Annotated in this window: 9 protein-coding genes and 2 tRNA genes; all 11 read left to right on the forward strand. The window is 67.2% G+C overall.

Going from position 1 to position 13950, the window contains the following annotated elements; genetic code table 11:
* The first annotated feature begins 42 nt into the window (after positions 1-42).
* The 11 genes from dnaA to ACQP06_RS00055 all read left to right on the forward strand — a co-directional run bounded on the left by dnaA (position 43) and on the right by ACQP06_RS00055 (position 13713).
* Positions 43-2130 (forward strand): chromosomal replication initiator protein DnaA, encoded by a 2088-nt coding sequence (gene dnaA / locus ACQP06_RS00005; protein ID WP_433673533.1) that lies wholly within the window; start codon positions 43-45, stop codon positions 2128-2130.
* A gap of 780 nt (positions 2131-2910) precedes the next feature.
* The gene (dnaN, locus tag ACQP06_RS00010; RefSeq protein ID WP_357274908.1) at positions 2911-4080 is read left to right on the forward strand and encodes a DNA polymerase III subunit beta; all 1170 of its coding nucleotides are present in this window, start codon (positions 2911-2913) and stop codon (positions 4078-4080) included.
* 94 nt (positions 4081-4174) lie between these two features.
* The gene (gene recF, locus ACQP06_RS00015) at positions 4175-5347 is read left to right on the forward strand and encodes a DNA replication/repair protein RecF (protein WP_433669530.1); all 1173 of its coding nucleotides are present in this window, start codon (positions 4175-4177) and stop codon (positions 5345-5347) included.
* A 114-nt stretch (positions 5348-5461) separates the two neighbouring features.
* Positions 5462-6058 (forward strand): DUF721 family protein, encoded by a 597-nt coding sequence (locus tag ACQP06_RS00020; protein WP_433669532.1) that lies wholly within the window; start codon positions 5462-5464, stop codon positions 6056-6058.
* Positions 6059-6480: 422 nt separating this feature from the next.
* Positions 6481-8523, forward strand: coding sequence for a DNA topoisomerase (ATP-hydrolyzing) subunit B (gene gyrB, locus ACQP06_RS00025; protein WP_387304781.1), 2043 nt, complete (start codon positions 6481-6483; stop codon positions 8521-8523).
* 79 nt (positions 8524-8602) lie between these two features.
* Complete coding sequence (gene gyrA / locus ACQP06_RS00030) at positions 8603-11116, forward strand: DNA gyrase subunit A (protein WP_433669534.1); 2514 nt, start codon at positions 8603-8605, stop codon at positions 11114-11116.
* Between the two features lie 89 nt (positions 11117-11205).
* Positions 11206-12132: a DUF3566 domain-containing protein gene (locus ACQP06_RS00035; RefSeq protein WP_433669535.1), complete on the forward strand. Its 927-nt coding sequence runs from the start codon at positions 11206-11208 to the stop codon at positions 12130-12132.
* A 138-nt stretch (positions 12133-12270) separates the two neighbouring features.
* Positions 12271-12344: transfer RNA gene (locus ACQP06_RS00040), tRNA-Ile, on the forward strand.
* Between the two features lie 30 nt (positions 12345-12374).
* Positions 12375-12447: transfer RNA gene (locus ACQP06_RS00045), tRNA-Ala, on the forward strand.
* Between the two features lie 61 nt (positions 12448-12508).
* On the forward strand, positions 12509-12616 hold the full coding sequence (locus tag ACQP06_RS00050) for a DLW-39 family protein (RefSeq protein WP_357088480.1): 108 nt from the start codon (positions 12509-12511) through the stop codon (positions 12614-12616).
* Positions 12617-12687: 71 nt separating this feature from the next.
* A complete protein-coding gene (locus tag ACQP06_RS00055) occupies positions 12688-13713 on the forward strand; it encodes an adenylate/guanylate cyclase domain-containing protein (protein ID WP_433669537.1) in 1026 nt (341 codons plus the stop codon).
* Positions 13714-13950: the final 237 nt, after the last annotated feature.

The raw sequence follows: 13950 nt of genomic DNA on the forward strand, positions 1-13950 counted from the left end.
GTGGACGACGAGCAGAATGTGCTGACGGCTGTCTGGCCGGAGGTGATCGCCGAATTGGCGAGTGGCTCCGCGGATGGGGAGATCCAACCGGTCAGCAAGGCTCACAAGGCGTGGCTGAACACTATCGAACCGATCACCTTCGCGCAGGGGTTCGCCCTGCTCTCGGTGCCCGGCACGATGGCGCAGGTGACGGTCGAACGCGACTTGCGGGAGCTCATCCTGCGCTCTCTCGCCCGCCGCGGACTTCAGGTCGAGGGCCTCGGCGTGCGCATCCGCGCGCAGCAGAATCCGCCCGCCGGACGGTCCGCGAACGCACCCCGGCACGCCCGCATGACCTCCCGCCCGGAGCGTCCCCGCGAGCCCGAGCCGACGCCCCCGGCGTACGCGCCCGAGCCGCCGATGACCGAGCGTCCACAGCCCTCGTACCAGTCCCAGCCGGAGTACGCGCCGCGCTACCTACCTCCCCAGGACTACCCGGGCGAGTACGACGAGCGCGAGGCTTATCCACCTGTGGAATACGGGCAGCCGCCGATGGCGGAGGAGTTGCCGCCCGTCACCGCCGACCGTCCGGCCGCGCCCGAGCGGCCGTTGCCGGGTGGTGAACCGGCCGCCGCGCCCCTGGGCCAGCGGCCCGACCGGCGGCGGGACAACCATCGCGGCGCGCCCATGCCGCCGGGACAGGAGTCCCTGTTCTCCCCGGACCCCGAGGACGAACCGGTCCGGTCCGCCCCGCAGCGCTACACCGAGGAGCCCGCGCAGCGCTACGCGGATGAACCCGCGCCCCAGCGCTACGCCGACGAACCTTCCCCCCAGCGCTACGCGGACGAGCCCGTGCAGCAACGGTATTCCGACGAGCCCGCGCCGCAGCGCTATGCGGACGAGCCCACGCCCCAGCGCTACGCGGACGAGCCCGCCCCGCAGCGTTATGCCGACGAACCGGCGGCCCGCTACGAGGAGCCCGCGCCGCGCTACTCCGACGAACCGGCGGCGCGCCGTCCGGTGGACGAGCCGCACGACGACGAGCCGGTGGTCAATGTCCGCAATTCGTGGCCGACCTACTTCAACCGGCCGCCCGAGCGGGAGCCGGCGCCCGCGCCGTCCTCGGCCAGCCTGAACGCGAAGTACACCTTCGACACCTTCGTCATCGGCGCGTCCAACCGCTTCGCGCACGCCGCCGCGGTGGCCATCGCGGAGGCGCCGGCGCGCGCCTACAACCCGCTGTTCGTTTGGGGCGCTTCGGGTTTGGGCAAGACGCACCTGCTGCACGCGGCGGGCCACTACGCGCAGCGGCTGTTCCCGGGCATGCGGGTGAAGTACGTGTCCACCGAGGAATTCACGAACGACTTCATCAACTCGCTGCGTGACGACCGGAAGGTGGCGTTCAAGCGCCGCTACCGGGAGACCGACATCCTGCTGGTGGACGACATCCAGTTCATCGAGGGCAAGGAAGGCATCCAGGAGGAGTTCTTCCACACCTTCAACACCCTGCACAACGCGAACAAGCAGATCGTGGTGTCCTCCGACCGGCCGCCGAAGCAGCTGGCCACCCTGGAGGAGCGGCTGCGGACGCGGTTCGAGTGGGGTCTGATCACCGATGTGCAGCCGCCGGAGCTGGAGACCCGCATCGCGATCCTGCGTAAGAAGGCGCGCATGGACCGCCTGGACGTGCCGCACGACGTGCTCGAACTGATCGCCAGCCGGGTGGAGCGCAATATCCGGGAGCTGGAGGGCGCGCTGATCCGCGTCACCGCGTTCGCGTCGCTGAACGGGCAGCCGCTGGATCTGTCGCTGGCCGAGGTGGTGCTGCGGGATCTGATGCCCGACACCGCGACGCTGGAGATCACGGCGGCCACGATCATGGCCGTGACCGCGGAGTACTTCAACACCACGCTCGAGGAGCTCACCGGTCCGGGTAAGGCGCGGCCGCTGGCGCAGGCCCGGCAGATCGCCATGTACCTGTGCCGTGAACTCACCGACCTGTCCCTGCCGAAGATCGGCCAGGCCTTCGGTCGCGACCACACCACGGTCATGTACGCGGAGAAGAAGGTGCGCAAGGAGATGACCGAGCGGCGCCGTGTGTACGACCAGGTTCAAGAACTCACAGCCCGAATTAAACAGCGTTCGCGCTGATCCACAGTCCACAGGACCCCACGTCGTCTGACGTGGGGTTCTTTGCTTTCCGGGGTTGTGGATTCCTCGAGGAGTCCTCGAGGAAAGGGTGTGGAGTCCTCGAGGAATCCCACTGTTGTCCACGGGGTTGCGCACAGGTCGCTACTCACAGTGGTGCACAGGTGTTGATCCACAGATCCCACAGGTGAATTCATCCTCGAGGGCTGAGCTGCGCGGATGGGGTTTTCGGCTTGTGGATTCCTCGAGGAGTCCCTGTCAGGTCCTCGAGGAATCCACGGGGTAGTCCCCGGTTCCATCCTCATGTGGGTATCCCGGCCCGTTTCGGGGGAGCAACTCGAGGATCACTCGAGGATGGCTGGGGAGTTTCCGGGTGACTCCACAAGCACCGGCTGTTCATCCTCGAGCCACCCCAACGACATCCCCACGCCGCCGCCCGGTCGGACCTGCGGAAACAGGCGAAGTCCACAGAACTAACAGGACCTACTACTACTTCAGTTCTTCATCTAGAGAAGGTTCTTCTAAAACAGGGTGTGTGGAAACTCGGGTTGGGAGGGCACGGTGCGATGGGCAGCTCCTCCACACCCGATCGGGAGGCAGGGAGGAGAAGGGAGGGGAGCGGTCCGCAGCGGAAGCCTCGGTGGGGTCGGGGCAAAGGCTCGGTGGGTCGGCGTAGGCGGGTCGGTCTCGCGCAGGTACGGTTTGGTGTCGGCCCCGTGTGCGAGACTGCCGATTACCGTTTCGAGATCCGAACGACCCCCAGTGGAGAGGACAGACCGGGCGATGGAGCTTGCAAGCATGAAGTTTCGGGTCGCTCGCGAGGACTTCGCCGAATCCGTAGCCTGGGTGGCCCGCAGCCTGCCGTCGCGGCCTCCGGTGCCCGTGCTCGGTGGCGTACTCCTCGTGGCTGACGAGGACGGCCTGACGGTCTCCGGTTTCGATTACGAGGTCTCCGCGCAGATGCGGGTGGCCGCCGAGGTCGCCGGTCCGGGCCAGGTGCTGGTGTCGGGCCGCCTGCTGGCCGATATCACCAAGGCGCTGTCGAACAAGCCGGTGGACGTGTCGGTGGACGGCACCCGCGTGCTGATCGCCTGTGGCAGCGCCAAGTTCTCGCTGCCGACCATGCCCGTCGAGGACTATCCCCAGCTTCCCGAGCTCCCGCCGCAGACCGGTGAGCTCGCCGTGGATCTGTTCTCCGAGGCCGTCTCCCAGGTGGCCGTGGCCGCCGGCCGTGACGACACCCTCCCCATGCTCACCGGCATCCGTGTGGAGATCGAGGGCCCGAAGGTGGTCCTGGCCGCCACCGACCGTTTCCGGCTCGCTGTGCGCGAACTGGAGTGGCAGCCGGGCCGTGCGGATGTGGAGACCGCGGTCCTGGTCCCGGCTCGCACCCTGTCCGAGTCCGCGAAGACCCTCGGCGCCTCCGATCAGCCGGTGCAGCTGGCGTTCGGCACCGGCACCGACGGCCTGCTGGGCATCGTGAACGGCGGCCGCCGCACCACCACCCGACTGCTCGACGCGGAATTCCCCAAGTTCCGCCAGTTGCTCCCCAAGGAGCACACCTCGCTCGCGACCATCGCGGTGAGCGCGCTGACCGAGGCCATCAAGCGTGTGGCCCTGGTGGCCGAGCGTGGCGCCCAGGTGCGGCTGGAGTTCTCCGAGGAGGGCCTGCTGCTCTCCGCCGGTGGCGACGACGCCGGTCGCGCCGAGGAATGGCTGGTCGCCGATTTCCGCGGTGAGCCGCTGACCATCGCGTTCAACCCCGGCTACCTGCTCGACGGTCTCTCCGCCGCCCATTCGGACCGGGTGACCTTCGGCTTCACCACGCCCAGCCGCCCGGCGGTGTTCCTGCCCGCGCCGGAGGAGGAGCCCGCGCAGCTGGAGTCGGGTGCCTTCGCGGCGCTGGCCGGAAGCTACATCTACCTGTTGATGCCGGTGCGGCTGCCGGGCTGAGCAGGTTTGGCGACCCATCGCTTCGGAGCGAACGACACACCTGTGCACAGTGTTGACAAACCTGTGAAAAACGCGGGGACGGTGGACTGACCGGATGCACGTGCGTGCGCTGTCACTGCGCGATTTCCGGTCCTGGGAGGCCGCCGAACTCGAACTTTCGCCCGGTGGAACGGTTTTCCTGGGGTCCAACGGGAACGGCAAGACCAACCTGATCGAGGCCGTCGGATATTTGTCCACACTCGGCTCACATCGGGTGTCGGCCGATGCTCCGCTCATCCGGATCGGCGCGCAGAAGGCCCGGATCGGCGCGACGGTGGTGAACACCGGCCGCGAGCTGCGGGTGGACATGGAGCTGAATCAGGGCGCGGCCAATCGTGCCCAGATCAATCGCTCCCCGGTGCGGCGGCCGCGGGAGATCCTGGGGATTCTGCAGACGGTGTTGTTCGCTCCCGAGGATCTGTCGCTGGTGCGCGGGGATCCGGGGGAGCGGCGGCGGTTTCTGGACGAGCTGGCCACGGCCCGGCTGCCGCGCCTGGCCGGGGTGCGCGCGGATTACGAGAAGGTGCTGCGGCAGCGGTCGGCCCTGTTGAAAACGGCTGGGCGCAATGCCCGTTCGGGGGCGCGGGGTGCGGAGATGAGCACCCTCGACGTGTGGGACGGGCATCTGGCGGCGCACGGCGCGGTGCTGCTCGCGCATCGGCTGCGACTTGTCCACGACCTTTATCCACATCTTGCACAGGCTTATTCAGATATCGCGCCCGAGTCCCGGCCCGCGTCGATCGGCTATCGCAGTGCGAGTCTGCCGCCGGAGCTCCTGGATTCCGCGCGTTCTCCACAGGACGATGACGAGGAGGCGCTCGAGGCGATCCTGTTGCGGGAGTTGGCCGCCGCGCGTTCCAAGGAGCTGGAGCGCGGGGTGTGCCTGGTCGGTCCGCACCGTGACGAGCTGGATCTGATGCTGGGGTCCGCGCCGGCCAAGGGTTTCGCCAGTCACGGTGAGTCCTGGTCCTTCGCGCTGGCTCTGCGGCTCGGGGCGTTCGAATTGTTGCGGTCCGCCGGAACCGATCCGGTGCTGATCCTCGATGACGTCTTCGCCGAACTGGATCGTCGCCGTCGCAGCGCGCTGGCGCGGGTGGCCGCGGGCGCGGAGCAGGTGTTGATCACCGCGGCGGTGCCGGAGGACGTTCCGCCCGAACTCGACGCCGCGCCGCAGCGCGTGGAGACGACCGGGGAGGCGGATCGGCGGGTCTCCCGGATCGCGGAGTGAGGTTCGCCGAGTGCGTCGGCGGCGGGAATCGCCGAGTCGTCGGTGCCATGCGGCAGAATCACGTGACGAACCGAGGGTGATCATCCGGATTCCCGGGTGTGGAAGGAGTTGTGGATGGCCGAGTCGCCGGAAACCGACGACCACACCCCACGCGCGGGTGCGACCGGACCGGGCGCCGAGCCGGAGTTGCGCGGAGTCGATCTGGCTCGTCGCGCGCTGGAGGAGGCGCGGGCCGCGGCGCGTGCGGCGGGAAAGTCGGTGGGGCAGGGGCGGGCTTCGCCGGCCGCGCCGCGCAAGGGCGGTATCCGGGCACTGCGCGGGGGTCGCAGAAGCTGGTCGGGTGCGGGCCCCGACGATCGGGATCCGCAGGCGTTCGCCGCGCTGGCGATGCAGTTGGCGAAGGGGCGCGGCTGGTCGGCCAAGGTCGCCGAGGGCACGGTGTTCGGCCGCTGGGCGGCCGTGGTGGGGGAGGACATCGCCTCCCATGCCCAGCCGATCTCGCTGGAGAACGGCGTGTTGAGCATTCAGGCCGAGTCCACGGCCTGGGCCACACAGCTGCGCATGTTCCAGTCCCAGATCCTGGCGAAGATCGCGGCGGCGGTCGGGAACGGCGTGGTCAAGCAGCTCAAGATCAATGGCCCGACCGCGCCGAGCTGGCGCAAGGGCGAGCGGCACATCAAGGGCCGCGGCCCGCGCGACACCTACGGGTAGGCCGCTGTCACCGGGGTCCGAGCCACGAATCCCGGCGTCCGCACGCTGGTTTCACGTGGAACGTTCGGAGATCACGACGAACCCTCGCGCAAACGCCCGCGTGTCCCCTGGCGCATCGACCGCTGAGGCTCCCGGAACCGCCCGGACCCATAACGGGTCATATCGCTGGTCGATTTCATGACCGTACGGCCCACTCAGGGGTGTCATAGGTGGGTTCTCTGTCGGTCGTACCAGTAGGATGAGGGAGTAACTAGCGGCGATACCTCCCGGCGCGTTCCGTAGCGCCCGCGCGTGGGCCCCCGTAACTCTCGAGCAGACAGTGTTCCGGAGCTCGGGCAGACAGTGTCTGTGGGCCTCACGCGTGCGACCGCACTGTGCCGGGAGGATCAGCAAGTAAGGAGAGCTACCGACCAGTGGCTGCCATGGACTCCAACGCAGACGGCTCGACCCAGCCCAAGTCAGGCAAGCCGACGTCGTACGGTGCCGACTCCATCACCGTCCTCGAGGGCCTCGAGGCGGTTCGCAAGCGCCCCGGTATGTACATCGGTTCCACCGGTGAGCGCGGCCTGCACCACCTGATCTGGGAGGTCGTCGACAACTCGGTCGACGAGGCGATGGCCGGATACGCCTCGCGGGTCGATGTCACCCTGCTGGCCGACGGCGGCGTCGAGGTGGTCGACGACGGCCGCGGTATCCCGGTCGCGATGCACGCTCAGGGTGTGCCCACCATCGAGGTGGTCATGACCCAGCTGCACGCGGGCGGCAAGTTCGACGGCGAATCCTATGCGGTGTCGGGCGGTCTGCACGGCGTCGGCATCTCGGTGGTGAACGCGCTGTCCACCCGGCTGCAGGCCGATGTGGACACCGACGGGTACCACTGGACCCAGGAGTACAAGGACTCCAAGCCGGGCAAGCTGGTGCAGGGCAGCGCGACCAAGCGCACCGGTACCACCATCAAGTTCTGGCCGGACCCGGACATCTTCGAGACCACCACCTTCAGCTTCGAGACGGTCGCGCGCCGCCTGCAGGAGATGGCGTTCCTGAACAAGGGCCTGACCATCACGCTGACCGATCAGCGGGTGTCCGAGGGTGACGTCACCGACGAGGTGGTCAGCGAGACCGCCGAGGCGCCCAAGCACATCGACGAGAACACCCCGGCCGCCGAGCCGAAGGTGAAGACCCGCACCTACCACTACCCGGGCGGGCTCGAGGACTACGTCAAGCACATCAACCGGACCAAGACGCCGATCCACAACTCGATCGTGGCGTTCACCGGTAAGGGCACCGGCCACGAGGTCGAGGTCGCGATGCAGTGGAACTCGGGTTACTCCGAGTCCGTCCACACCTTCGCCAACACCATCAACACCCATGAGGGCGGTACCCACGAGGAGGGCTTCCGCGCGGCGCTCACCACGGTGGTGAACAAGTACGCGAAGGACAAGAAGCTCCTCAAGGAGAAGGAAGGCAACCTCACCGGTGACGACATCCGTGAGGGTCTCGCCGCCATCGTGAGCGTGAAGATCGCCGACCCGCAGTTCGAGGGCCAGACCAAGACCAAGCTCGGCAACACCGAGGTGAAGTCCTTCGTCCAGCGCACCTGCAACGAGCACATCTCGCACTGGTTCGAGGCGAACCCGGCCGACGCGAAGACGATTGTGCAGAAGGCGGTTTCGTCGGCGCAGGCCCGCGTCGCCGCCCGTAAGGCGCGAGAGCTGGTGCGGCGCAAGTCCGCCACCGATCTGGGTGGCCTGCCGGGCAAGCTGGCCGACTGCCGTTCCAAGGATCCGAGCAAGTCCGAGATCTACATCGTGGAGGGTGACTCCGCCGGCGGCTCGGCCAAGTCCGGCCGTGACTCGATGTACCAGGCGATCCTGCCGCTGCGCGGCAAGATCATCAATGTCGAGAAGGCGCGCATCGACCGCGTGCTGAAGAACACCGAAGTGCAGTCCATCATCACCGCGTTCGGCACCGGTATCCACGACGAGTTCGATATCGCCAAGCTGCGCTATCACAAGATCGTGCTGATGGCCGACGCCGACGTGGACGGCCAGCACATCTCGACCCTGCTGCTCACCCTGCTGTTCCGCTTCATGCGCCCGCTGGTCGAGCACGGTCACGTGTACCTGGCCATGCCGCCGCTGTACAAGCTGAAGTGGCAGCGCTCGGAGCCGGAGTTCGCCTACTCCGACCGTGAGCGCGACGGGCTGCTGGAGCGCGGCCTGGCGGCCGGCAAGAAGATCAACAAGGACGACGGCATCCAGCGCTACAAGGGTCTCGGTGAGATGAACCCGAAGGAGCTGTGGGAGACCACCATGGATCCGAGCGTGCGGGTCCTGCGCCTGGTCACCCTCGATGACGCCGCCGCGGCCGATGAGCTGTTCTCCATCCTGATGGGTGAGGACGTGGAGGCTCGCCGCAGCTTCATCACTCGGAACGCCAAGGACGTCCGGTTCCTCGACGTGTAATTCGCGACGGCAGCGGCCCTTCCGGGTCGCTGCCTGCGCGCCGCGAGGACCCCCCACAACTTCTGACGGAGACCAATTCATGACTGAGACTTCGCTTCCGCCTTCGGGTGGCGACCGCATCGAGCCGGTCGACATCCAGCAGGAGATGCAGAACTCCTACATCGACTACGCGATGAGCGTGATCGTGGGCCGCGCGCTGCCGGAGGTGCGCGACGGTATGAAGCCGGTGCACCGGCGCATCCTGTACGCGATGTACGACAACGGGTATCGGCCCGACCGCGGCTATGTGAAGTCCGCGCGCCCGGTCGCCGACACCATGGGTAACTATCACCCGCACGGTGACACGGCCATCTACGACACCCTGGTGCGTATGGCGCAGCCGTGGGCGCTGCGGTATCCGCTGGTCGACGGTCAGGGCAACTTCGGTTCGCGCGGTAATGACGGCGCGGCCGCCATGCGTTACACCGAGTGCCGCCTGACGCCGCTGGCGATGGAGATGCTGCGCGAGATCGACCACGAGACAGTCGATTTCGTCCCGAACTACGACGGTAAGACGCAGGAGCCGACCGTCCTGCCGAGCCGGGTGCCCGCCCTGCTCATGAACGGTTCCAACGGCATCGCCGTCGGTATGGCGACGAATATCCCGCCGCACAACCTGAACGAGCTGGCCGACGCCATCTACTGGGCGCTGGACAACCACGACGCCGACGAAGAAGCCACGCTCGCCGCGTGCATCGAGCGGGTGAAGGGTCCGGACTTCCCGACCGCGGGCCTGATCGTGGGTACCCAGGGCATCCACGACGCCTACACCACCGGACGCGGTTCGGTCCGCATGCGCGGCGTCGTGGAGATCGAGGAGGACAGCCGCGGTCGCACCACGATCGTCATCACCGAGCTGCCGTACCAGGTCAATACCGACAACTTCATCAATGCCATCGCGGAGCAGGTGAAGGACGGCAAGATCGCGGGTGTCTCCGACATCCACGACGAGTCCTCCGACCGTGTCGGTATGCGCATCGTGGTGACCGTGAAGCGCGACGCCATCGCCAAGGTGGTGCTGAACAACCTCTACAAGCACACCCAGCTGCAGACCTCCTTCGGCTGCAACATGCTGTCGATCGTCGACAAGGTGCCGCGCACGCTGCGTCTGGATCAGATGATCCGGCTGTACGTGAATCACCAGTTGGAAGTCATCATCCGGCGCACCCGCTACCTGCTGCGCAAGGCGGAGGAGCGGGCTCACATCCTGCGCGGTCTGGTGAAGGCGCTGGATCTGCTGGACCAGGTCATCGCCTTGATCCGCCGTTCGGCCGACACCGAGACCGCCCGCACCGGCCTGATGCAGTTGCTGGAGATCGACGAGATCCAGGCGACCGCCATCCTCGACATGCAGCTGCGTCGCCTGTCGGCCCTGGAGCGGCAGAAGATCCTCGACGAGTTGGCCAAGATCGAGGCCGAGATCGCGGATCTGAACGACATTCTGGCCAAGCCGGAGCGGCAGCGCGCCATCGTCCGGGACGAATTGGCGGAGATCGTCGACAAGTACGGCGACGAGCGGCGCACCAAGATCATCGCGGCCGACGGCGACGTGCAGGACGAGGACCTGATCGCCCGCGAGGACGTGGTCGTGACGATCACCGAGACCGGCTACGCCAAGCGCACCAAGACCGACCTCTACCGTTCGCAGAAGCGCGGCGGCAAGGGCGTGCAGGGCGCGGGTCTCAAGCAGGACGACATCGTCAAGCACTTCTTCGTCACCTCGACCCACGACTGGCTGCTGTTCTTCACCAACAAGGGCCGGGTGTACCGGGCCAAGGCGTACGAGCTGCCCGAGGCCAACCGCACCGCGCGCGGCCAGCACGTGGCGAACCTGCTGGCCTTCCAGCCGGACGAGAAGATCGCCCAGGTCATCCAGCTGAAGTCGTACGAGGACGCGCCGTACCTGGTGCTGGCCACCCGAAAGGGCCTGGTCAAGAAGTCCAAGCTGACCGACTTCGACTCGAACCGGACCGGCGGCATCGTGGCGGTCAATCTGCGCGACGAGGACGAATTGGTCGGCGCGGCACTGTGTTCGGCCGACGACGACCTGCTGCTCGTCTCCGCGCACGGCCAGTCGATCCGCTTCAACGCCAATGACGAGGTGCTGCGCCCGATGGGCCGCGCCACCTCCGGCGTGCAGGGCATGCGCTTCAACGCCGACGACGAACTGTTGTCGCTCAACGTGGTTCGTGACGCGGAGGGCATCTATCTGCTTGTCGCGACGGCGGGCGGGTACTCCAAGCGCACGGCCATCGACGAGTACACCGCGCAGGGTCGTGGCGGCAAGGGTGTGCTGACGATTCAGTACGACGAGAAGCGTGGCAGTCTGGTCGGTGCGCTCATTGTCAATGACGACGACGAGCTGTACGCGATCACCTCCGGCGGCGGTGTCATTCGCACACTGGCGCACCAGGTTCGTAAAGCGGGTCGTCAAACCAAGGGCGTCCGGTTGATGAACCTGGGTGAGGGCGATACTTTGCTCGCGATCGCTAGGAACGCGGATGAGCCCGACCAGGTTGCCGAAGATGACACCAGCGGTTCGGCGAAGCAGTAGTTTCTCCACAGCAGCGGCGGCACAACGGATCGAAGGATTCACCATTGACCACGAATCAGCCGAATGACCAGCGAGGTCACGCCAACGGCGTGACCGAGAGAATCGCTCCGTCCCCGATTCCGCCGCGGCCCATTCCGCGGCCGGGCGCGCAGGACGGTGGAACGCCGCAGAATTCCGAATCGCCGGACAAGTCCGGTGATTCGGCCGCCGAGGCCCCCGCGCCCGCCGCTGCGCCCGCTGCCCCCGAGGCGGCGGACGGGCAGGGCGGTTCGCCCTTCCAGGAGGGCTGGTCGCAGCTGCCGCAGCGGGAGCCGCAGTCGAACCTGTACCGCCCGGGCCAGGCCCCGGCGGCGGGTCGGCCGGGGACCAACCCGAGCCTCGGCGGTGGCGGCCTGCAGGGCGGCGGCCTGAACGCCGGTGTCTCCAATGCCCGCACCACCGCCGACCTGGCGGCCAAGGCGGCGCGCAAGGAGGCGGCCATGGTGAAGTCCGTCGGCATCGACGGACCGACCCGCAGCATCTCCCGCCCGGAACTGGTCAAGGATCTGCCGGATCTGTCCGAGCTGCGGCACCCGCTGCCGCCGCCGGACCCGATCGCGCCGGCCGGTCCGGTCTCGCCGTCCGCCCCCGCGGCGGTGGCGCAGGCCGCGGCGACCGGTGAGCCGCTGCGCGCCACCGTGCAGCTGCGCCACATCGACCCGTGGTCCACGCTGAAGGTCTCGCTGGTGATCAGCGTGGCCATGTTCTTCGTGTGGATGCTGGCGGTCGGCCTGCTGTACCTGGTGCTGGAGGGCATGGGCGTCTGGGAGCGCCTGAACTCCACCTTCACCGACATGGTCTCGGACAACTCCAGCTCGGCGCTCATCGACGCGGGCACGGTCTTCGGCTACGCCGGTGTGATCGGCCTGATCAATGTGGTGCTGCTGACCGCGCTGTCCACGGTCGGGGTGTTCGTCTACAACCAGTGCACCGATCTGGTCGGCGGCGTCCAGGTCACCCTGTCCGATCCGGACTAGGAAACCGCTGTTTCGATCCGCCTGCGACGGCCGGTCAGCCTTGCTTCCGCAAGCCGCTGACCGGCCGTTTTGGTTATCGGTGCCGACGTACGGTAATCTTCTGCCTCGTTCGAGTCACACACTTCGAACACCCACTAAGGGCCTATAGCTCAGGCGGTTAGAGCGCTTCGCTGATAACGAAGAGGTCGGAGGTTCAAGTCCTCCTAGGCCCACCCACAGGTAAAGAACGAACTGCCTTCCCAGGGGCCTTAGCTCAATTGGCAGAGCACTGCCTTTGCAAGGCAGGGGTTAGGGGTTCGATTCCCCTAGGCTCCACTCCCACAAGCCGCAGACCGCTTCGGTCTGCGGCTTCTGTCGTTGCAGTACTGTGGGATTCATGAAAATCGTGCTCACCATTGTGATCGCCGCCGCCGTCGTTTTCGGGATCAGCAAACTGCGTCAGCGCAATGACGCCGACCTGTGGCATGAGGTCACCACGCGCTGACCGCCTCGAATTTGGCTGTGACACGGAACAAGCGGCGGTTTTCCATCCGATTCACGCCGTAAGGTCGAGAGATGGCGTCCACTGAGATCTCCGAGCTGGTGCAGTCCGTGGTCGAGCCATATCTGTTGAGCGGCCCGCGCCGGTACAACCGGCATCAGGTCGCGGATCTGACCGGGTTGCCCAACAATGTCACCCGCCGCCTGTGGGTGGCGTTGGGCTTCCCGGCCGATCCGGACGACGAGGCCGTGGAATACAGCGACTCCGATATCGAGGCCGCCCAGACCTTCGCCAAGTTGCACGTGCTGGCCACCGCCGACACGCACCGCCAGACCACGGCCGCGCGGACGCTGGGGCGGTCCATGGCGCGGCTGGCGGAGTGGCAGGTCGATCTGGTGACCGAGGAGATCCTGGACCGGATCACGACCATCACGCGCGAGCAGCCGGACACCGATCCGAAGGAAGCCGCGCGCATCGCCACCGACGAGGTGGTCACCGAATTCGAGACCTTGCAGCGCTACGCCTTCCGCCGGCACCTGGACGCCGCGCTGGCGCGGTCGCTGGACGGGGGAGCGGCGGCGGGGGACACGGTTCGCGTGCTGGCCGTCGGATTCGCCGACATGGTCGGTTACACCCGCCTGACCCGCCACCTGGAGGCCGATGAGCTGTCGGCGCTGCTGGAGGCCTTCGAGACGGCCACCAGCAACGCCATCGTCGCCAATGGCGGCTGGGTGATCAAGAACGTGGGCGACGAGGTCATGTTCGCGGCGGCGACGGCCACCGACGGGGCGCGGATCGCGCTCGCGGTGCAGGAGGCCGCCATCGCCTCGCACGGCGTCACCCAGGAGCTGCGGGTGGGTCTGGCCTACGGGGAGGTGTTGCAGCGCTTCGGCGATCTCTACGGGTCGACGGTCAACACCGCGGCGCGGCTCACCGGTGTGGCCCGGCCGGGCACGGTGCTGGTGGACGACGGGGCGGCCGCGGCCATCGAGGCGGATCTGGATTTCACGCTGCGGCATCTGGCCACGGTGCGGGTGAAGGGCATCAACCGGCTGTACGGGCATGTGCTGCGCCGCAATGAGATTCGACCGCTGGTCTGAGTGATCCCCGTCGTGGACGTGCTCCGGGAATGGGGGCGGGCCTCGGCGAAGGGGGGGAGTTAGCCGAGGCCCGCGTAAGGTCGGCCCGGGGGGGAGGGGCCGACGGGAACGATCCTACGCGACGAATTCGGATTGTGTGGCTATCGGGGCATCGCGTTCAAAGATTTTTTCGAGGAAAAAGCGCGGTTCTCGGCAGCGGGCTCGGCCGCGTGACCGAAATGCGTCCTTCGCCGAATT

Origin of the sequence: Nocardia sp. CA-136227, from assembly GCF_050955695.1 — a bacterium.
GTDB lineage: Bacteria > Actinomycetota > Actinomycetes > Mycobacteriales > Mycobacteriaceae > Nocardia.